14 protein-coding genes and 1 riboswitch are annotated in these 20870 nt (G+C 74.0%); of the genes, 7 read left to right on the top strand and 7 right to left on the bottom strand.

What is annotated here, in order from left to right; translation table 11 throughout:
* Positions 1-9: 9 nt before the first annotated feature.
* Together SM573_RS23495 and SM573_RS23490 are read right to left on the bottom strand one after the other, a co-directional pair.
* Positions 10-2364, bottom strand: a complete 2355-nt coding sequence (locus tag SM573_RS23495; RefSeq protein WP_474617111.1) for a ribonucleoside-diphosphate reductase subunit alpha — start codon at positions 2362-2364, stop codon at positions 10-12.
* A 179-nt stretch (positions 2365-2543) separates the two neighbouring features.
* Positions 2544-2729: riboswitch (cobalamin riboswitch) on the bottom strand.
* A 190-nt stretch (positions 2730-2919) separates the two neighbouring features.
* Positions 2920-3312, bottom strand: coding sequence for an SCO5389 family protein (locus tag SM573_RS23490; RefSeq protein WP_474610729.1), 393 nt, complete (start codon positions 3310-3312; stop codon positions 2920-2922).
* 268 nt (positions 3313-3580) lie between these two features.
* On the opposite strand from SM573_RS23490, the gene SM573_RS23485 reads away from it, so the two are divergent.
* The 3 genes from SM573_RS23485 (at position 3581) to SM573_RS23475 (ending at position 8027) form a co-directional block, all read left to right on the top strand.
* Positions 3581-4078: an N-acetyltransferase family protein gene (locus SM573_RS23485; RefSeq protein ID WP_474610728.1), complete on the top strand. Its 498-nt coding sequence runs from the start codon at positions 3581-3583 to the stop codon at positions 4076-4078.
* Between the two features lie 338 nt (positions 4079-4416).
* On the top strand, positions 4417-7251 hold the full coding sequence (locus SM573_RS23480) for a M36 family metallopeptidase (protein ID WP_474617075.1): 2835 nt from the start codon (positions 4417-4419) through the stop codon (positions 7249-7251).
* Between the two features lie 92 nt (positions 7252-7343).
* Positions 7344-8027, top strand: coding sequence for a TetR/AcrR family transcriptional regulator (locus SM573_RS23475; RefSeq protein ID WP_474610726.1), 684 nt, complete (start codon positions 7344-7346; stop codon positions 8025-8027).
* A gap of 150 nt (positions 8028-8177) precedes the next feature.
* Here the strand turns inward: SM573_RS23475 and SM573_RS23470 are convergent, their stop codons facing one another.
* Complete coding sequence (locus tag SM573_RS23470) at positions 8178-9446, bottom strand: MFS transporter (RefSeq protein ID WP_474610725.1); 1269 nt, start codon at positions 9444-9446, stop codon at positions 8178-8180.
* Positions 9447-10273: 827 nt separating this feature from the next.
* Between SM573_RS23470 and SM573_RS23465 the strand changes: the two genes are divergently transcribed.
* The 4 genes from SM573_RS23465 to SM573_RS23450 all read left to right on the top strand — a co-directional run bounded on the left by SM573_RS23465 (position 10274) and on the right by SM573_RS23450 (position 16813).
* The gene (locus tag SM573_RS23465) at positions 10274-14017 is read left to right on the top strand and encodes a S8 family serine peptidase (RefSeq protein WP_474617074.1); all 3744 of its coding nucleotides are present in this window, start codon (positions 10274-10276) and stop codon (positions 14015-14017) included.
* A 112-nt stretch (positions 14018-14129) separates the two neighbouring features.
* Complete coding sequence (locus tag SM573_RS23460; RefSeq protein ID WP_474610723.1) at positions 14130-15041, top strand: LysR family transcriptional regulator; 912 nt, start codon at positions 14130-14132, stop codon at positions 15039-15041.
* Positions 15042-15132: 91 nt separating this feature from the next.
* Positions 15133-15693, top strand: coding sequence for a cysteine dioxygenase family protein (locus SM573_RS23455; protein WP_474610722.1), 561 nt, complete (start codon positions 15133-15135; stop codon positions 15691-15693).
* Between the two features lie 19 nt (positions 15694-15712).
* The gene (locus tag SM573_RS23450) at positions 15713-16813 is read left to right on the top strand and encodes a YeiH family protein (RefSeq protein WP_474610721.1); all 1101 of its coding nucleotides are present in this window, start codon (positions 15713-15715) and stop codon (positions 16811-16813) included.
* A gap of 27 nt (positions 16814-16840) precedes the next feature.
* Here the strand turns inward: SM573_RS23450 and nhaA are convergent, their stop codons facing one another.
* From nhaA to SM573_RS23430, 4 genes are all read right to left on the bottom strand, one after another.
* On the bottom strand, positions 16841-18166 hold the full coding sequence (nhaA, locus tag SM573_RS23445) for a Na+/H+ antiporter NhaA (protein WP_474617073.1): 1326 nt from the start codon (positions 18164-18166) through the stop codon (positions 16841-16843).
* A gap of 276 nt (positions 18167-18442) precedes the next feature.
* Positions 18443-19093 carry an RraA family protein gene (locus SM573_RS23440; RefSeq protein ID WP_474617072.1) on the bottom strand — a complete coding sequence of 217 codons (651 nt, stop codon included), beginning with the start codon at positions 19091-19093 and terminating at the stop codon, positions 18443-18445.
* The gene (locus tag SM573_RS23435; protein WP_474617071.1) at positions 19090-19806 is read right to left on the bottom strand and encodes a PIG-L deacetylase family protein; all 717 of its coding nucleotides are present in this window, start codon (positions 19804-19806) and stop codon (positions 19090-19092) included. The genes SM573_RS23440 and SM573_RS23435 overlap by 4 nt, the downstream gene beginning before the upstream one ends.
* Entirely contained in the window at positions 19803-20738 is a 936-nt protein-coding gene (locus tag SM573_RS23430; RefSeq protein ID WP_474610717.1) for a DUF6282 family protein, read from the bottom strand. Before SM573_RS23430 ends, SM573_RS23435 begins: the two co-directional genes overlap by 4 nt.
* Positions 20739-20870 lie beyond the last annotated feature (132 nt).

The following is a 20870-nucleotide window of genomic DNA, read 5'->3' as shown; positions in this document are numbered from 1 at the left end:
TGGGCGCGGTCACTGGCAGGCCTCGCACGTCTCGGGGTTCTCCAGCGAGCAGGCCAGCGCCTCGTCGGCGGCCGCCACCGGCGTCGCGACGGCGGTCGGGACGGTGGCCTGCTGGATCCGGGTGGCCGGCCGCGAACGCAGGTAGTAGGTGGTCTTCAGCCCGGACTTCCAGGCGTGCAGGTACATCGAGGAGAGCTTGCCGATGGTGGGGGTGGCCAGGAACAGGTTCAGCGACTGCGACTGGTCGACGAAGGGCGCGCGGGCGGCGGCGAGGTCGATCAGCGCGCGCTGCGGCAGCTCCCACGCGGTACGGAACAGCTCGCGTACCTCCGCCGGCAGCTCTCTGATGCCCTGGACGGAGCCCTCGGCGCGCTTGATCGCGGTGCGGATCGGCTCCGTCCACAGCCCGCGCGCCTTGAGCTCCGCCACCAGCGAGGTGTTGACCTGGAGGAACTCGCCGGAGAGTGTCTCGCGCTTGAACAGGTTGGACACCTGTGGCTCGATGCACTCGTAGCAGCCGGCGATCGAGGCGATCGTGGCGGTCGGGGCGATCGCGACGAGCAACGAGTTGCGCAGCCCGTGCGCCGCGACCCGCTCCCGCAGCGCGGTCCACCGCGCCGTCTGGGTGCCCGTCACGCCCCACAGGTCCGGTTGCAACCGGCCGCGGGCCGCCCGCGTCTCGGCGAAGGCGGGGTGCGGGCCGCACCGCTGCGCGAGGTCCGCCGAGGTCTCCAGGGCCGTGAGGTACAGCTCCTCGCTGATCCGGGTGGAGAGTTCCCGGGCGGCCGGCGAGTCGAACGGCAGTCGCAGCGCGAAGAAGACGTCCTGCAACCCCATGAGGCCGAGACCGACCGGTCGCCACCGGGGGTTGCTCGCCGCCGCCTGCGGTGTGGGGTAGTAGTTGATGTCGATCACGCGGTCGAGGAAGGTGACCGCGGTGCGGACGGTGGCGCGCAGCCGTTCCCAGTCGACGCCGCCGTCGGCCAGGTGCGCCGCGAGGTTCACCGAGCCCAGGTTGCACACGGCGGTCTCGGTGTCGCTGGACACCTCGATGATCTCGGTGCACAGGTTGGACAGGTGCACCACGTTGCCCGGCTCGGCGGTCTGGTTGCACAACCGGTTGGACGTGTCCTTGAACGTCATCCACCCGTTGCCGGTCTGCGCGAGGGTCCGCATCATCCGCCCGTACAACTCCCGGGCCGGCACCTGCCGCACGTAGCGGCCCTGCGCCTCGGCCGCCCGGTACGCGGCGTCGAACTCGTCGCCCCACAGGTCCGGCAGCTCGGGCACCTCGTCCGGGTCGAACAGCGACCACATCCCGTCCGTCTCGACCCGGCGCATGAACTCGTCCGGGATCCAGTTGGCCAGGTTCAGGTTGTGCGTGCGTCGCGCCTCCTCGCCGGTGTTGTCCCGCAGCTGGAGGAACTCCTCGACGTCGGGGTGCCACGGCTCCAGGTAGACGCAGGCGGCGCCCTTGCGCCGACCGCCCTGGTTCACCGCGGCCACGCTGGCGTCCAGGGTCCGCAGCCACGGCACGATCCCGTTGGACCGCCCGTTGGTGCCGCGGATCAGCGCCCCACGCGAGCGCACCCGGGAGAACCCGATGCCGATGCCGCCGGCGAACTTCGACAGGTTGGCGACCTGCGCGTACCGCTGGTAGATCGAGTCCAGCTCGTCGCGGGGGGAGTCGACGAGGTAGCAGGAGGACATCTGGGTGTGCCGGGTGCCGGAGTTGAACAGCGTCGGCGAACTCGGCAGGTACGCCAGGCTGGACATCAGCCGGTAGAAGCCGATCGCCTCGTCCGCCGTGCGTGACAGTCCACAGGCCACGCGCAGCAGCCAGTACTGCGGTGTCTCCAGCACGAGCCGGCTCGTCGGGTGCCGCAGCAGGTAGCGGTCGTGGACGGTACGCAGCCCGAAGTACTCGAACCTCAGGTCGTTCGCGGCGTCGACGGCGTCGTCGAGAGCGGCCGCGTGGGCCGCGACGAACGCGGCGGTCCCGTCACCGATCAACCCTTCGGCGTGGCCCTGCCGGATCGCGCTGCTGAACGAGCCGATGCCCTGCCCGCGCACCTCCTCGTCGATGTACGCGGCGAGCAGGCGGGCAGCCAGGCGCGAGTACTGGGGCTCCTCGCCGATGAGTTCGGCGGCCGTCTGTATCGACAGCCGCGCCAGCTCGTCGGCGGTCGCGCCGTCGTACAACCCCCTGATCGTCCGGCTCGCCACCCGCACCGGGTCGACGTCGGCGAGGTCCCCGGTCCACCGCTCGATCGCCCGGACGAGCGTGTCGACGTCGACCGGCTCGGCCGCGCCGTCCCGCTGACGGACGGACACGTGGTGCGGGACGCGGGGACCCGGCGCCACGGTGGCGACGGGACCGACCTCGGTGACTGTCACTTCTCTCTCCTCGCGAGACGAAGACCGGATGGCCTTGGGCGCGCGGGAGCGGACACCGACGGACGCCGCGGTGGCGGCCGTCCGGTGGCGTCGGCCGTCCCGCGCGGCCTCGGACCGTCACACGCCCGGGGACGGGCGTGCGGCGTGCTGGCAGGTCTTCGGACTCGCGGGCGTGACCGGCACGGCCGGTCGCCTACTGGCCGTCGCTTCCCAGGCCCCTGTCGGCCCAGTGCTGATGACGGCGGTCGTTCCCACTCACCGCTGCGGGGCAGTCCCGGATTCCCACCGGGTTCCCTCTTGCCTCGACCACCGGAGGAGGTGGCCGAACCAGCTGCGGTCGACACCATATATGGCTGCACCGGGTGGAGGGCAACACCAGATATCGGGTCGGCGTGTCGGCTTGGTCTCACCATCGAGGGCTGCGCCGGGCCGGTCGGCAAGGCGCTGTCGCCGTCGGCGCACGACGGAAGGGCCGGCGCGCGCCCGAGGCGCACGCCGGCCCTCCGGGCGCCGGGAGGGGGGTCAGCAGTTGCGCAGCTCCGGCGACTGGTTGAGCAGTTGGTCGCGGGTGGAGACGAACCTGCGGTACGTGTCGGAGTCCACGGCCGACGGTCGGAACGCCGCGACCCGGTGGCAGTTCTGGAAGGCGAGCCGCACGCCGAAGTGGCGTTCGAGGCTGCCGCGGATGGCGTCGCTGGCGAGGGCCCGCAGCAGCTGCCCCCGCTCCACCTCGCCGGGGGGCGGCACCACGTTGTCGGCGAAGTCGGCGTCACCGGCCTGCAGATCGGCGACGACCCGGCTCACGGTCTGCCAGGCGTAGGGCAACGAGTCGCGGACGCAGGTGACGAACTCCGCGTCGTCGACGGGGCCGGCCTCGGCGGCCTCCAGCAGGGTGGGTGGCACGGTGAGAGACATAATCCTCCTCCATCTCGCTAACGATTACGATTGTCATTAGCGCTACGCACCGAGCAGACCACGTCACCGCCCGTACCGTCAACAGGGCGCGCGGCGATGGCCGCGATTCCTGCGTCTGCGGCCCGTGCGGCAGGGGCGCCGGTGTCCGGGTCGATTACGGCGAGCGGCCTCGCCTCGCCGGCTTCGGTACGCCCCCCGGCTGACATCCGTCTCATCGATGTGCGAGTCTCTGCTGGACACGCGCCCAGGCACCGGAATGGAGTCGCGGATGGCCGACCTCACCATCCGACCGATGACCGCGCGGGACGCCGACCGGGTGTTGGCGATCTACCAGGCCGGTCTCGACGGCGGCGACGCCAGCTTCGAGACCGTGGCGCCGACCTGGGCCGCCTTCGACGCCGGCAGGCTGGCCGACCACCGCTTCGTGGCGGAGGACGGCGACGGGACCGTCATGGGGTGGGTGGCGGTCTCCCCGACCTCGACCCGGGCCGTCTACGCCGGGGTCGTCGAGCACTCGATCTACGTCGATCCGGCCGCCCAGGGGCGCGGGATCGCCCGCCGGCTCCTGGCGGCCCTCATCGCGTCGACCGAGGCGGCCGGCGTCTGGACCATCCAGTCCGGCGTCTTCCCGGAGAACACCGCGAGCCTCGCCCTGCACGAGCGGGCCGGCTTCCGGGTGATCGGCGTACGCGAACGGGTCGGGCGGCACCACGGTCGCTGGCGGGACGTCGTCCTGCTGGAGCGCCGCAGCCCCGTCGTCACGTGAGTTTGACCGGCTCCCTCCGCCCGGCCCTCACCCGCCGGCCCAGCCGCGCGTCCCGACCGCCTCTCGCCTACCGGCACGCCGACCGGGTGGCCGAGGCCCGAACCCGCCGGGCAGCTCGGGACGCCGCGCGACAGGCGTAGGAGGCATCCACGACAATCTTTCGCCACTCGTCGGATGAACGGCCGGGCGACCGCCCCGTAGCGTCGATGCACTTCGCCCCGTACCGGCCTGACTGCTGACCGTCATGGACGGTCGGGCGCCGCGCACCCGCGCGGTGGACCGCGGCGGCGGTCGTGAGGCGTCACGCGGTCTCTCCAACCTCCCGAAGGGAGCAGGCGGTGCTCCGATCTCCCCGTCCGTCCCGCAGCCGACGCAACGGCGCTTTGCTGCTGTCGACGGCCCTCGTCGCGTCCCTGGCCCCACTCGCCGTGGACCCCGCCCGGGCCGAGCCGGCCGGTGCCGGCCCACCCAACCCGATCTTCCTGACCGGCCCGAACGAGGGCGCGCCGAACCAGATCGCGGTCGACTACCTGCGGGCGCACCCGGGCGACCACGGTGTCCGGGCGGCGGACCTCACCGACCTGGCGGTGGCGTCCAGCTACACCAGCCGCCACAGTGGCGTGACCCACGTCAACCTGAGCCAGCGCCACAAGGACCTGGAGGTCTTCGGCGCGACCGCGACCGTCAACATCGCGCGCGACGGGAGCGTCGTGTTCGTCGGTGACACCCTCGTCGCCGACCTGTCCGACAAGGCCGCCGGGGCGGCCACCCTCGATCCCGTCGACGCCGTCGAGGCGGCCGCCGACGCCCTCGACCTCGCCGAACCGGCCAACCCGCGGGTGATGAGCCGCGGCGCCGGCCCGGCCCGCAGCAGCGTCGTCTCCGGCAGCGGCATCTCCGACCAGCCCATCCCCGCGAAGCTCGGCTGGCAACCCACCGCCAAGGGGCTGCGGCTCGCCTGGCAACTGGTGATCGACGACTCCTCCGACGTCCACCTCTGGAACGCCACCGTCGATGCCGAGACCGGCGCGCTGCTCGCCGCCGACGACTGGACCCACCAGGACAGCCCGGACGACCTCGCGAGCACGCTGGGCCGCCGGGAATCCCCGGCCGCACCGGCCGTCGCCACCACGACCATCGCGGCCCCGAAGGTCACTCCGCCCGACCCTGTCGAGGACGGATCGAGCTACACCGTCTTCGAGTTCCCCAAGGGCGACCCGAACGATGGCCCGCGCAGCCTCGTGACCAACCCGGCGGACGGCACTGCCTCACCGTACGGCTGGCACGACACCGACGGCGTCCCGGGCGCCGAGCACACGACGACCCAGGGCAACAACGCGCACGCGTACACCGACCGGGACGCCAACAACCAGATCGACCCCGGCAGCCCGGCCGACGGGGGTGCGGGCCTCAGCTTCAACTTCCCCGCCGACCTGAACGAGCACCCGCAGACGTACCGCCAGGCCGCCGTCGTGAACCAGTTCTACTGGTGCAACATCGTCCACGACCTGACCTACCGCTACGGCTTCGACGAGGCGTCCGGCAACTTCCAGGTCAACAACTACGGGCGCGGCGGCAACGGCGGCGACGACGTGCAGTGCGAGGCGCACGACGGCTCCGGCCAGAACAACGCCAACTTCTCCACGCCGGCGATGGACGGTGGCCGTCCCCGGATGCAGATGTTCCTGTGGCCGGGCAACCAGTTCGGTCTGCCGAACGCGGTGACGGTCGACGCGGGCTCCGCCGCCGGCACGTACGAGGCGGAGTACGCACGCTTCACCCCCGCCCCCACCAGCGCCGGCTTCGCCGGGCCGATGGTGCCGGTCGACGACGGCGTCGGGACCACCGGCGACGGCTGCACCCCCTACCGCCTGCCGGGCGACGCGATCGCGGTGGTCGACCGGAGCAGCGCCTGCAACTACCACACCCAGGTGGTCAACGCCGAGGCGGCGGGCGCCACCGCGGTCGTGGTGGTCAACAACGTGGCAGGCGCCCCGGTCGTGATGAGCGGCTCCATGAACCCGGCGGTCGGCATTCCCGCCGTCATGGTGAGCCAGGCCGACGGCGCCGATATCAAGGCGGGCCTGCCGGCCACGGGCCGGGTGCACCGCAACCTCACCCGACCGGCGATGCGGGACGCCTCGTTCCGCTCGGAGACGATCTTCCACGAGTACGGGCACGGCGTCTCGAACCGGCTCACCGGTGGCCCGACGGTCAACTGCCTCACCGGGCAGGAGCAGATGGGCGAGGGCTGGAGCGATTTCCTGGCGATCGTCTCGCTGCTCAACCCGGCCATCGACGACCCGGAGCAGGCGCGCGGGTACGGCCAGTACGCGCTCTTCCAGGACAGCCGGGTGGGCGGCGGGATCCGGCCGCGGCCGTACTCGCGGAACATGGAGATCCAGCCGTTCACCTACGACAGCATCAAGACCGGCGGCTGGCTGGACGGCACCTCCCTGGCCGCGCCGCACGGCATCGGCCACGGCTGGGCCGCCATGCTGTGGGACATGACCTGGGACCTCGTGGAGCGGCACGGGTTCAACCCCAACGTCTACGAGGCGTGGAACACCGGCGGCAACAACCTGGCCCTGCAACTCGTCATCGACGGGTTGAAGATGCAGGGGTGCGGCCCCGGCTTCGTGACCGGCCGCAACGCCATCATCGCGGCGGACGCGGCGCTCACCGGTGGCGAGAACGCCTGCACCCTCTGGGCGTCGTTCGCCCGCCGCGGGCTCGGCTACAGCGCCGTCCAGGGCACCACGAACCGGGACGACAACAGCGAGGCGTTCGACACGCACCCGTCGTGCCGGGCCGACTTCACCGGCCGCGCCGCGCAGCCGGCCCTCAACACGGTCACCGCCGGTAGCGCCGTACCGATGAAGTTCACCCTGGCCGGCAACCGCGGCCTGGACATCCTCGCCAGCGGCTCGCCCTACTCGCGGCTGGTGGACTGTGACACGCTCCAGACGGTCGGCCCCGACGGCGCGGTCACGCCGCGCCCCCTGCCGGTCGCGGCGGTGAACCCCGGCGGATCGCGGATGTCGGTCAACGCCCAGGGGCGGTACAACTACCCGTGGAAGACCGACCCGGCCTGGGCGGGCACCTGCCGTGAGTTCGTCCTCACGCTGGACGACGGCTTCCAGTACCGGGCCTACTTCCGGTTCGTCGACTGACGGGGACACCGCCGGAGGGAGCACGCTCCCTCCGGCGGTGCGTCGCCGCACGGGCCGCTACCTGGACCACGTCCGCCATCTAGGGTGGACCGGTGAACGACGCAGCCCCGAGGTCCGGCCGGGCCCGGCGGGAGCCGATCTGGCAGCGGCCCGAGCGCGGGACGCGGGGACCGGCGCCCGCGCACACCCGCGACGACATCGTGACCGCCGCGATCGCCATCGCGGACGCGGACGGGCTGGCGGCGGTGTCGATGCGGGCGGTCGCGACGCGACTGGAGACGGGCGCGGCCTCGCTTTACCGCTACCTGTCCTCCCGGGACGACCTGCTCGACCTGATGGCCGACCGGGTGGCGGGTGAGCTGCGTCCGTACCCGCCGCCGGACGGCGACTGGCTGGAGGTGCTCCTGCGGATGGCCCGCGCCCAGCGGGCGGCGCACGAGCGTCATCCCTGGCTCTTCGAGCTGAGCCAGCGCGCGTCGGCCATCGGCCCGGAGACGCTGGCGTACTTCGACGCGTGCCTGAAGGTGATGGCGGGGGTCCCGGCGGCGCCGGCCGCCAAGTTCGAGGCGATCGCCATGATGAACGGGCTCGCCATCCTGTTCGCGCGCCAGCGGACGGCCGGCGACGAGGTGCCGTTCGCCGGCCTCGACCTGACGCCGTACCCCCATCTGGTGGCGGCGTTCAGCCAACCGCCGGCCGCGCCGCCGCCGACGGACCTGTTCGACCGGGCCCTGCGAAGCCTGCTACGCGGCCTGCTCACCCCCGACCCGGCCTGACCGCGGCGCGAACCCGTCCGGGTGTCCGGCCCGTCGCCGACGCGATCGACGACGGGCCTCGCACCCGGACGGACGAGACCGTGGACCGCGGCGAACGCGGACGGCCCGAGATCCGGCCGGTCGTCGCGACGCCCGTGGCCGCCCGACGCGTCACCGCGGCGCGGCTCGCCCGGGGACGACCATCCGGGACGTGTCGACCAGCGCGAGGCCGAGGACGCCGACGACCGGCAGGATCGTCAGCTGCCAGAGCCCGGCGCCGCCCCAGCCGAGCCCGTCCACCAGCCGGGCGAAGAGCAGCCCGGAGAACGCCGCCGCCACGTAGTAGAAGAGCATGAAGAGCCCGGCACCCCGGCCGACGTGCTCGGGGCGTACCGCCCGCTGCATGGCCGTGGTGCAGTTGGTGAAGAGGAAGCCGCTGGCGAAGGTGCCCATGAGGAAGGCGAGCGCGTACTGCGCCGGCGCCGACGTCGCGACCTGGTAGGTGAAGTACGCCGTCACGGCGGTGGCGACGAAGGCGGCGGCGAGCAGGTTGCGCTGGCTGACCCGGTCACCCAACCAGCCCGCCGGCAGCGCCATCATGGCGCCGAAGCCGGAGAACGAGACGGCCAGGGCGGCCTGGCCCGCGCTGAACCCGAGCTCCTCGCGCAGGAACGTGGGGTAGAGGCCGAGGAAGCCGTAGAAGACCAGCCCGGACACCGCGCAGGCGATGCCGAGCCCCAGCGTGTTGCGGTTGTACGGGCTGGCCGGCACGTGGTCGAAGCCCGCTGCGGTCTGGACCCGGCCGCCGGTCACGGACTCGGTCATCCGCCGGTTGACCGTCGCCGCGATGAGCAGGCACATGACGAGGCCGGCCGCGGCGAAGACGAAGAACGGCGCCCGCCAGGTGTCCCACGTACTGGCGAGCCGCTGCCCGACCAGCGGGCCGAGGAAGATGCCGGCGCCGAAGGCGACGCCCACCACGCCGGCGGCGACCGCCCGGCGGTGGAAGAAGAACGCGCCGATGACGGCGTAGAGCGCCGTGGCCTGCACGCCCTCGCCGATGCCGGAGAGCAGGCGGTACGCGCTCATGTCGACGAAGCCGGACGCGAGCGGGATCGCCAGGGTGCCGAGCGAGTACACCAGGACGCTGACCAGGATGATGGTCTTGCGGGAGATCCGGTCGACCAGGTAGCCCGCGCCCAGCCCGGCCAGGGCGAGCCCGAGCGTGAAGCCGGTCGCCAGCAGGCCGCCCTGGTCGAGCGAGAACCCGAACTCGGCGCGGATCTCGGGCAGCAGGGGGTAGAAGACCTGCCGGTCCATCGCGTTGAGCATGTACGAGGCGCACAGCACCGCGAAGCCGACGGCGACCGACGCCCGCGTCAGCTCGGTGGTGGGACCGGTGGCCGAGGGTTCGGCCGGTTCCTTCAGGGTCTCGGTCATCTGAGTCTCCCTTCGGTGACGGCGACTGCACGCCGTCCCGCGGTGGGGGTGGGGTGGGCGCCGCCGGTGCGGCGGGGGAGGGCCGCCGGCCGGAGGGACCGGTCGCGGCCTCCCCGGGGGTGGTCGCCCGGCGGTCGCTGCGGTACGGGGTGGTGACGGGAGCCGACTCACGCCGCGATGTCCGGACTAGTGTCCGTCTGCCGGGCATCGAAACGTTGGCGTAACGATGCGGCCTGCCCCGGAGGCTGTCAAGAGGTCATCTCTCGGCGCCGCTGGCGCGTGGAATCGCCCTCTGTCCACTGTGCGGACACAGCGTCGACTCGCGCCCGAGTCCGAGGTGGCGCGAGGTGCCACCCCGAGCCGGAGCGGGCGTCGCGGGAGGTCCGGCGCCGGGGCGGTCGCCGACTGGCGAGGGCCTGACGGCGGGATCCGTTCGGTGGTGTCCGGTCCACGGTGCGCGCTGCCGAGACGCGTTCGATCACCCCGGTGGCCAGCACCCGCCCCCACTCCGGCAGGCATTCCAGCGGGATCACCGCCCACGTCGCCCGCTGCGACGCCGTTCCACGCGCGTCCGCCTCCCGGCTACCCGGCTCGTGTATGGACTGCTGTCCGCACAGCGGACAGCGCGCCGTTGGCAGTTACGTCTATAGATGTTGTGCGCGCGGGTTCCGGTGACCGGTCGCACCCGGCGACGCCTCACCGGGGCGCCGCTCGGCGGATGGCATGTTCTGCCCAGGCGGCATGAACCGGTCAGGCGAAGGCCTCGCGTCGGTGCCGATCGATTGCGATCATGCTGCGCGATGCTCCCCCTCGAACGGAGACCTTCCTTGACCCTCCGCCCCCTCCGCCGACCCGGGCTGGTCCTCGGTGTCGTCGTCAGTCTCGCGCTGGGCGCCGCCGCACCGGCCTCCGCGGCCCAGGCGACCGGCCGCCCGGCGGCGGGCGTCACGCGGGACGCCACCCCGGACCGCGCATCGCACACGGTCACCCTGGTCAACGGCGACAAGGTCACCGTCACCGCCACTCCCGGCGGTGTCGCCACCGACGTACGGGGACCGGGCGGCCAGCCGGTCGGCGCCCGGATCGTCACCTACGGCGCGGACACCTACGTCTACCCCGACTCCGTCGCACGCTACGTGGCGGCCGGGCTGCTGGACCAGCGGCTCTTCAACGTCACCCGGTTGATCGAGGACGGCTACGACGACGGGCACCGGGACCGGCTGCCACTCATCCTCGGCTACGGCGACGGGACGGCGCGGGCCACCGCGGCGCCCGCCGGTGCCGTACGCGTGCGCGACCTACCCAGCGTGCAGGCCGCGGCGGTCGAGGAGGAGCGCAGCCAGGCGAGCCGGTTCTGGAGCGTCCTCACCGGAGCGTCCGCCGGGGCGCCGGGCGTGGACCGGAGCCCCGGCGGACCGCCCCGGTTCACCGGCGGCGTGACGAAGGTGTGGTTGGACGGCAAGGTGCGCGCCGCGCTGGCGGACACCACGGCGCAGATCGGGGCGCCGCGGGCGTGGGCCGGCGGGAACACGGGAGCCGGCGTACCGGTCGCCGTGCTGGACACCGGCGTCGACGCGGACCACCCCGATCTGGTCGGCCAGGTCGCCGAGGCCCGCAGCTTCGTCCCCGGCCAGGAGGTCACCGACCGCAACGGACACGGCACCCACGTCGCCTCGACGATCGCCGGCACCGGCGCGGCGTCCGGGGGCACCGAGCGGGGCGTCGCGCCCGGCGTGCGGCTGCACGTGGGCAAGGTCCTCGACGACGCCGGCGAGGGCCAGGACTCCTGGATCCTCAGCGGCATGGAGTGGGCCGCCCGGGAGGCCGACGCCAAGGTCATCAGCATGAGCCTCGGCGGCGCCCCCAGCGACGGCACCGACCTGCTGAGCCGGTCGGTCAACCAGCTCAGCGCCGAGACCGGCGCCCTGTTCACCATCGCCGCCGGCAACTCCGGGCCGGACATGCAGACCGTGGGCGCGCCGGGCAGCGCCGACGCCGCCCTCACCGTCGGGGCGGTGGACAACCTCGACCGGCTCGCCGTCTTCTCCAGCCGCGGCCCGCGTACGGGCGACAACGCCCTGAAGCCCGACATCACCGCCCCCGGGGTCGACGTGCTCGCCGCCCGGTCGCGGTACGCGGCCGACGGCGAGGGGCCGTACCTCACCATGAGCGGCACCTCGATGGCCACCCCGCACGTCGCCGGCGCTGCCGCGCTGCTGGCCGCCGCCCACCCGACCTGGACCGGGCGGCAGCTCAAGGACGCCCTCATGAGCACCAGCCGGGTCACCCGCCAGTACGACGCGTACTGGGCCGGCACCGGGCGGGTCGACGTCGCGGCGGCCGTCGCGGCGACCGTCGTCGCCACCGGCAGCGACTTCACGGGAGTCCGCTGGCCGTACCCCGCGGACGCGCGGGTCGACCGGACGGTCACCTACACCAACACCGGCGCGACCCCGGTCACCCTCGCCCTGACCGTCGAGGCGCCCCATGCGCCGGCTGGGCTCTTCACCCTCGCCGCGGATCAGGTGACCGTGCCGGCGGGCGGCACCAGCACGGTCACCGTGCACGTCGACCTGGACCGGATCGCCGAGGAGAGCTACGCGTACGCCACCGTGGTCGCGAGTGGTGCCGGCGCGGCCCCGCTGCGCACCCTCGTGGGGGTCGACAAGCAGGGGCAGCGCGTCGGGCTGCGCATCACCACGAAGGAACGGGACGGCACCGGGCTCGCCGGTCAGCTCCTGCTCAAGGACATCACCCGGGACCGCGTTCCGGAGTTCTACGAGGTCGACGACAGCGGCCGGCTCGACCTGCGGGTGCGGCCCGGCACCTACAGCGTCCTCATGTACGCCGACGTGCCGGGCGTGCACGGCCCGCACTCGGTCGGCCGGGCGGCCTTGGCGGCCCCCGAGATCGTCGTCGCCGACGCGGACCGCGGCGTCACGCTGGACGCCGGGGCCCTGCGCCCGGTCAGCGCCGTCACCCCGGAGCGGACCAGCCTCGCCGGGCTCGGCGTCCACTACTTCCGCTCCTACCCGCAGCGGTACCGGCTGTCCGACTACTACGTCCTCGACGCACGCTACGACAGCCTCTGGGCCACCCCCACCGGCAGGAGCGTCGAGCAGGGCTCCTTCACGCTCGCGTTCCGGTGGTCGCTGATCCAACCGCCGCTGACCCTGCGGGGCCGGGACGGCGACTACGACGACCTGCGGATCCAGAGCGGCTCTGCCATCGGTCCGCAGGGGCGGCACACCCTCGACGCCGTCGTCGTCGAGGGCGGCGCGGCGGCCGACGTCAGCCGCGCCCGGGTGCACGGCAAGGTCGTCGTGGTCCGGCACACCGACACCGCCACCGTGCTGGCCCAGGCCGACGCGGCGGCCAGGGCCGGCGCCCGACTGCTGCTGATCGTCAACGACGGGCTCGGACGGCTGGACGCCTGGGCGGAGGTGCCGGACCCGAAGACCCCGCTGCCGGTCGCCTCGCTCGGCCGCGACCAGGGCGAGGAGCTGATCGGGCGGATCCGGCGCGGCGACACCCGCCTCACCGTCGAGGGGCACCCCACCCCCGACTACCTCTACGACCTGGTCGACCGGCACCCCGGTGCGGTCCCGGCGGACCTCACCTACCGCCCGCGCGGCCGCGACCTGGCCCGCGTCGACGTGTCGTTCCGCAACCCGACCCCCGGTGGCGGCACGTGGTCGCGCTACACCGTCTCGCCCGACGAGCCGCAGAGCGCGCTGAGCGGTGCCCCGGTGCCGTTCCCCGCGCAGGGCCGGCGGACCGACTGGCTCTCCGCCGACGCGGGCAACGAGTGGCTCGAGATGGCCAACCTCTTCCCGCTGGTGCTGACCTCCACACCCGTCTCCTACCCGGCCGGGCGCCACACCGAGCAGAGCTGGTTCGCGCCGGTGGGCCGGCCCCGGGTGCCGCACCGGTCGCTCCTGTCCTCCGGCGCGCCGGTGCTGGTCGGCACCGAGCTGGCCGCGTACGGGCTGCCGAGCTGGGGTGACGCCGAGCCGCACCACCACGGCATGACCTGGGGCGCCGAGATCGCCCAGACGACCAGCGTCTACCAGGGCGGCGAGCTCGTCGCCTCGACCCCCGGCGGCGGGTTCGGGGCGTCGGTCGAGCCGGGTGAACCGGTGCGGCTGGTCACCGAGGCGACCCAGGAGGGCATCTCGCCGTACTCGACCCGGACCGTGACCGACTGGGGCGTCCCGTTCCCCGACGCCGACCCCGATTCGGTGCGGCAGGTTCCGCTGATCCAGCTCGACTACGCCGTGGTGACCGACCCGGCGGGCCGGGCGAAGCGCAACGCCGCGCTGACCGTGTCGGCCGGGCACCTCGCCGGGGCGTGGCACGCGGGCGCGGTCCGGACCGTCGCGGTGGAGCTGTCTTACGACGACGGCCGGACCTGGCGGCGTGCGACGCGGCCGAGGGAGGGCGACGCCGGCTGGCGGGTCGACCTGTCCGCCCCGAAGTCGGCCGATTTCGCCTCGATCCGGGTCACCGCCCGGGACACCGTGGGCAACAGCGTCACCCAGACCGTGGTGCGGGCGTTCGGGCTGCGGTAGGCGCCCGGTGGGGCCGGGCCGGGGCCGCGACCCCCCGGACCGGCCCTCGGGCGCGGGTGGGGCGGCTCACGGGACGTGGGCGCGGTCCGGGCGACCGACCTATGATCCGACCGTGTTCGACGCGCGGCACATCCGGACGTTCCACGAGGTGGTGCGGTCGCGGTCGTACTCGGCGGCGGCCCAGGCCCTGGGCTACACCCAGCCGGCCATCACCCAGCAGATGAAGGCACTGGAGCGCGAGGTCGGCACCCCGCTGTTCACCAGGGTGGGGCGGCGGCTGCGGCTCACCGAGGCGGGGGAGACCCTGGCCCGGCACACGGAGACCATCCTCGGCAGCATGTCGGTCGCCCGCGAGCAGATGGCGGCGATCGCGCGGTTGCGGACGGGCCGGGTGCGGGTGTGCGGGTTCCCGAGCGCCAACGCCACGCTGGTGCCCGAGGCGATGGCGCTGCTCGCCGTCGAGCACCCCGGCATCCGGGTGGAGCTGCTCGAGGACGAGCCGCCCGACTCGCTGCGCCGGGTGGTGCAGGGCGAGAGCGATGTGACGCTGGCGTTCACCTATCCGGGCCTGCGCGAGGAGGTGCCGGAGGAGCTGGTGGAGATCCCGCTGCTGGAGGACGAGCTCACCGTCCTGCTGCCGGTCGGGCATCCGATGGCCCGGCGCCGGGCGGTCCAGCTCGGCGACCTCGCGCAGGAGCGCTGGATCGCGGGCTGCCTGCGCTGCCGGACGAACTTCCTGCACGAGTGCGCCCAGCTCGGGTTCACGCCCGACATCGTCTTCACCACCGACGACAACCTCGCCGTCCAGTCGCTCGTCGCGCAGGGCCTCGGCGTCGCCATGATGCCCGGGCTCACCCTCTCCTTCCTCCGCCGGGACAAGGTCCGCGGGCGCCGGTTGGCGCCGGCCTCGCGACGTCAGGTGTCGGCGTACGTCCTGCGCGAGCACCTGCGCATCCCCGCGACCGCCCGGCTGCTGGACGCGTTGGCGACGGTGGCCGGGCGCCGGGCCGACCCCTCGGCCTGAGGCGGCGCGAGCCCGATTCATAAGCGCCCCTTATGATCAGCCAAGAAACTGTAGTTGGACGTGATGGGTGCCAGCGGTCAGGCTGGGCGTCATGACCACTCCGACCAGCGCACCCGTCGCCACCACCGCCCGCCTCGCCAGGCTGGTCGAGGAGGTACGGGACGTGGTCGACCGGGGCCTGCCGCCCGACCTGACGGCGTACCTCGTGGGGGAGCGGCTCGCCCCGCACCTGGGTGCGGCCGACCTGCTCACGCCGGAGCAGCGCGAGGGTGACGCGGACCACTACCGCCAGCACGTCCTGCACGCGGAGCGCGACGGTGGCTTCTCGATCGTCGCCCTGGTCTGGCTGCCCGGCCAGCGGACCGCCATCCACGACCACGTCGCCTGGTGTGTCACGGGGGTGCACCAGGGCGAGGAGCACGAGCGGCGGTACCGGCTGGTCTCCGACGGCGCCACCGCCCGACTCGTCGCCACCCAGGACGTCGTGAACCGGCAGGGTGAGGTGTGCGGCTTCGCCCCGCCCGGTGACATCCACCGGGTCTGGAACGGCGGGAGCGGCACGGCCATCTCCCTGCACATCTACGGCGCGGACATCTCCCGGCTCGGGTCGAGCGTCCGCCGGGTGTACGACCACCGCACCGACGAGCAGTGACCGGGACGCGGGTGCCGGCATGGCACTGACCAGCGCGGCCGGGCCGGTGACGGTCACGCGTACCGCCGCCGGTCGCGCGACCCGCGGGGGCGGCGTGCCGGCCGCGCGACGCTTCCCCGGCGGGGGCGTCCTGCCCGGGCTGATCACCGCGGCCGTCGGAGCCGCCGCCGCCTGGGCGGTGCACTGGCTGCTGCCCGCCGTGCCGGCGCTCACCGCGGCGGTGGTGCTGGGCATCGCCGCCGCGCACCTCCCGGCTCTGCGCCACCGGGTGCGCGGCGTGGCCCGGCCCGGGCTGAGCCTCGCGGGCAAGCGGCTCATGCGGGTCGGCGTCGTGCTGCTCGGGCTCAAGCTGAGCGTGCAGGACGTCCGCGAACTCGGCTGGCCGAGCCTGCTCATGGTGGTCGCGGTCGTGGCCGCGACGTTCCTCGGCACCTGGTGGCTGGGCCGTCGCATCGGCCTGCCCGGTGACCAGCCGCTGCTGATCGCCGCCGGCTACGCCATCTGCGGCGCCTCGGCGATCGGCGCGGTCAGCGCGGCCACCCGCAGCGACGAGGAGGACGCCGCGGCCTCGGTCGCCCTCGTGACGCTCTGTGGCACGCTCGCCATCGGTGTGCTGCCGCTGCTGCACCAGCCGCTCGGGCTCGACGACGCCCAGTTCGGGCGCTGGGTCGGGGCCAGCGTGCACGATGTGGGGCAGGTCGTGGCCACCGCGCAGACCGCCGGCGCGGCGGCGCTCGGCGACGCCGTCCTCGTGAAGCTCATGCGGGTGGCGCTGCTCGCTCCGCTGGTCGCCGTGGTGGTGCTGGGGCTGCGCCGCCGGGCGGTGCCCGCCGACGGCACGGAGAGCCCGCGGGCGGGGAAGCCCGCCCTGATGCCGCTGTTCGTCCTCGGCTTCCTGGCCATGATCGCGCTGCGCAGCACCGGGTGGCTCCCCGCGGGTGTGCTCGACGGCGCGGCCCTCACGCAGGAGATCCTGCTCTCCGTGGCGCTGTTCGGGCTCGGCACGGCGGTGCACCTGCCCACGCTGGCCCGCACGGGTGGCCGGGCGGCGGCCCTCGGGCTGAGCGCGTGGGCGGTCGTCGCCGGCCTGTCGTACGCGGGTGTGCTGCTGACCACGTGACCGGCGGCGGTCGGCGGGCCACCCGGTTCAGGCGGAGGCGGCGTCGGTGCCGCTCGCCCGCCCCTGGTAGACGTCCGGCACGCCGTCGGCGTCGCTGTCGCGCTCCTCGAGCATGCAGATCTCGCGGTAGTGGCGGTTGCGGACGCGCAGCACCACGGTGGCCAGCAGGGCCGAGAGCAGCGAGCCGACCAGTACGCCGATCTTGGTGTGGTCGTCGCGTTCGCTGCCGGCGCCGAACGCCAGCTCACCGATGAGCAGGGAGACGGTGAACCCGATCCCGGCCAGCAGCGCCAGCCCGAACACGTCCCACCAACCCAGGCCCTCGGCGAGCCGGGCCCGGCTGAACCGCTGCACCAGCCAGGTGGCGCCGAAGACCCCGACGGCCTTGCCGGCCACCAGCCCGACGATCACGCCCAGGGCTACCGAGTCGGTCAGCGTCGCGCCCAGGCCGCCCGCGCCGGCGATCGACACCCCGGCCGCGAAGAACGCGAACACCGGCACCGCGACCCCGGCCGACAGCGGGCGGACCCGGTGCTCGAAGTGCTCCGCCAGCCCGGGGCCGGGCCCCGGCTTGCGGCGCAGCACCGGCACGGTGAAGGCGAGCGCCACCCCGGCGACGGTGGTGTGCACCCCGGAGGCGTGCACGAGCGCCCACGTCGTGGCGGCCAGCGGCAGCAGCAGCCACCAGGAGCGCACCCGGCGCTGCACCAGCAGCCCGAAGACCGCCAGCGGCGCCAGCGCCAGCAGCAGCGGCCCGAAGTGCAGGGAACCGGTGTAGAACACCGCGATGATCACGATCGCGAGCAGGTCGTCGACCACCGCGAGGGTCAGCAGGAAGGTCCGCATCGCGGTCGGCAGGTGCGTGTTGATCACACCGAGCACCGCGAGGGCGAACGCGATGTCCGTCGCCGTCGGGATCGCCCAGCCCGCGAGCGCCCCGCCACCGGCACCGGCGTTGAACGCCGTGTAGATCAGCGCGGGCAGCGTCATGCCGCCGAGCGCGGCCGCGACCGGCAGCAGGGCCCGCCGCGGTTCGCGCAGGTCACCGGCGACGAACTCCCGTTTCAGCTCCAGGCCGGCCACGAAGAAGAAGATCGCGAGGAGGCCGTCGGCGGCCCACTGCGCCAGCGTGAGGTCCAGGTGCAGACCGCTCGGGCCGATCTCGAACTGGCTGAGCCGCCGGTACACCTCCGACCACGGCGAGTTCGCGAGGACGAGGGCGAGGACGGCGGCACCCAGCAGCAGCATGCCGCCCACGGTCTCGGTGCGGAGGATGTCGCCGATCCGGCGGGCCTCCGGCCAACTGCCGCGGCTGAGCAGGTGCGGGGAACGGTTGCCAGGCGGCATGGCCATCGGGGGGCTCCTCCGGTGGGGTGGCTGATGCGACCGCCGACCAGACTTCCCGGCACACCGCTGTCCATCCTATCCTGCCGACGATCATCGCCGGCCGGGAGCGGACCCAGGGACCTCCCGCGCCCCCGCCGCAGGTCGCGAAACCGGTCACCCCGGCCGCAACCGCCCCGCCCGCGGCCGCACCGAGCGGGCCCGCCCGCGGCCGCACCGAGCGGGCCCGCCCGCGGCCGCACCGAGCGGGCCCGCCCGCGGCCGCACCGAGCGGGCTCGCCCGCCTCAGCCGCCGGACCCGTCCTGCGCCCGCAACCCGTGCAGGTCGTAGCTGAACTCGCCATCCTCCAGCCGGGCCCGCAGCCCGGTCTCCCGCTCGATCCGGCCCCTCGTCGCGGCGGCCACGGCGGCCACGTCCTCCCGCGCCACCACCACGGCACCGTCGGCGTCGAGCACCACGACGTCCCCGGGGCTGACGGTCACACCCCCCACCCGGACCGGGACGTCGAGCGAGCCCCGCTCGCGCTTGCTCGCTCCCCGCGCCCGGCGCCAGCGGGCCCAGATCGGCAGCCCGAGCTCCCGCAGCTCGTCGACGTCCCGCACGGCGGCGTCCACCAGCACGCCGGCCGCGCCGGCGACCTTGGCCTGGGTCGCCAGCAGCTCGCCGAGCAGCGCGACCGCGGCCGGTTCGGGCATGGTGACCACGAGCACGTCGCCGGGGCGGACCAGGGTCATCGCCTCGTGCACGGCCCGGTTGTCGTCCTGGCCGCAGAGCACGGTCCGCGCCACGCCCGCGACCCGGCTGCCCGGCACGACCCGCACCAGGTCGACGTCGACCAGGCCACGGCGGCCGGCCGCCTCGTAGACGGTGGCGACGCCGCCCGCGGCCAGCGTCTCGACGTCGCCCGGCTCGACGGCCGCGTCCCGCCCGGTCACAGGGCGCCGACCACGTTCGGGACCAGCCGCTGGAACGCCTCCGCCTGCCGGACGGCGGCGTCGCCGGAGACGCGGCGGGCGTGGTTGCCCCGCTGGTCGGCCCGCTGTGTGTAGTACTCGCGCAGGTAGCCCTGCGCGCGCATCGCCGCCATCGCCTCCTGCTTCGCCGCCATCACCTCGGTGATGTCGACGAAGACGGTGGGGACGAACCCGCACAGCTCGGGCTGGTGCGGCTCGAAGACCAGGAACTCCGAGGGCGGGGCCGTGCGGAAGCCGCTGGACACCCCGGCGCCCGCGGTCAGCTGCCGTGCCGTGGCCACCGCGGTGTGCGCCGCCGGGTGGTCCGGGTTGAACGGGTCGCGGTCCGGGTGCGTGAGCACCACGTGCGGGGCGTACTCCCGCATGAGGTCGGCGAGCCGGTCGACGTCGGTGTCCCGGATCCGCAGCGGGTAGTCGCCCAGGTCGAACGCCTCCAACCGGGCGCCGACCGCGGCCGCGGCGCGCTCCGCCTCGGCGTGGCGCAGCCGCTTGACGTTGTCGATCGTCTGGGCCGGGTCCTTCCAGAGCTCACCGGACTCGCCCCGTTCCCCGTAGGAGAGGGCCAGCACGACGGCCTCACCACCGGCGGCGGTGTGCTTGGCGATCGCCCCGGCGGCCCGCCACACGAAGTCCGCCGAGTGGGCCCCCACGACCAGCATCCGCCGCGCGCTCATGCCGGCACCGGCACGGTGGGCATCGCGAGACGGCGCGAGTTGACCACCGTCATGACGTGTATCTCCTCGTCGGTGAAGCCGGCGTCGAGCAGACGGTCGGCGAAGAGCGCCAGGCCGTCCTCGACCGGCGGGTTGAAGGGTTGCCCCAGGTCGCTGGAGAGGACGGAGTGCGCCACGCCGACCGCGCGGATCGTCGCGAACAGGTCGGCCCAGGAGACCTTGCCGGTGTGCGGGGTGGTGAAGCAGCGCTCCAGCAACGCGCCCGCCTCGGCCAGCTCGCGCTGCCGCCGCACCGGGAGCCGCTGCGAGGTGAACTCGGGGTGGGTGACGACGATCCGGCGCACGCCCTCCTCGCGGGCGGCCCGGACCACGGCGAGGATCTCGGTCCCGTCGAGGTGGCCGGTGGCCAGCGTGATGTCGTGCCGGGCGATCACCCGCAGCACCCGGCGGACCCGGTCGAGGACCCGTCCCTCGTCGTCGAGGACCTCGACCGGATCCGGGACGATGCCCTGGCTGTGCAGGTCGGCCTGGAACGCCCCCCACATCGCGGGTGTGGCGCCCGGCAGGTCGGTGGCGGTGCTGCGCCGCTGGTTGCCCGAGTCGACGGTGGGCATCCAGACGATCCGTGCGCCCTGCCGGGCGGCGACCTCGACGGCGACCGGGTTGATGCCGCCCATGGCGCCGTTGAGCGTGATCGCCCCGAGGACGTCGACCCCGGGCACCACCTTGCGGACCACCGCGGCCCGCTCCGCCGTCGCCACGTAGTGGGACTTGAGGACGACGCCGGCGAGCCCGACCTCGGCGCAGCGGTGCGCGAGGTCGATGTCGTCGATCCGTCGCGGCATCACGTCGGGGGCGACGTGCACGTGCGTGTCGTAGGCGCCGCGGACCAGGGCGCGGGCCCGAGCCGACGGGGTGGGGCTGTCGGACATCCTGCTCCTCGGTGGGCTCTGCCGGAGCGCTCGGTCCGGACCTCCGGCGGGGGCGAGGCGGGACGGGCCCCGAGTGGCAACCGGTCCGGCTCGCGGGGCGGCTGGGGGCCGGCGTTGCCGGCGCCGCCGCAG

It is taken from the genome of Micromonospora xinjiangensis (assembly GCF_056150165.1).
Note: the sequence above shows the minus strand (reverse complement) of the source record. Positions and strands in the feature narration are given on the sequence as shown.

Coding starts and splice junctions, on each gene's coding strand:
- SM573_RS23490 (WP_474610729.1), bottom strand. CDS start 3,312: ATGTCTCTCACCGTGCCACCCACCCTGCTGGAGGCCGCCGAGGCCGGC.
- SM573_RS23485 (WP_474610728.1), top strand. CDS start 3,581: ATGGCCGACCTCACCATCCGACCGATGACCGCGCGGGACGCCGACCGG.
- SM573_RS23470 (WP_474610725.1), bottom strand. CDS start 9,446: ATGACCGAGACCCTGAAGGAACCGGCCGAACCCTCGGCCACCGGTCCC.
- SM573_RS23455 (WP_474610722.1), top strand. CDS start 15,133: ATGACCACTCCGACCAGCGCACCCGTCGCCACCACCGCCCGCCTCGCC.
- SM573_RS23450 (WP_474610721.1), top strand. CDS start 15,713: ATGGCACTGACCAGCGCGGCCGGGCCGGTGACGGTCACGCGTACCGCC.
- nhaA (WP_474617073.1), bottom strand. CDS start 18,166: ATGGCCATGCCGCCTGGCAACCGTTCCCCGCACCTGCTCAGCCGCGGC.
- SM573_RS23435 (WP_474617071.1), bottom strand. CDS start 19,806: ATGAGCGCGCGGCGGATGCTGGTCGTGGGGGCCCACTCGGCGGACTTC.
- SM573_RS23430 (WP_474610717.1), bottom strand. CDS start 20,738: ATGTCCGACAGCCCCACCCCGTCGGCTCGGGCCCGCGCCCTGGTCCGC.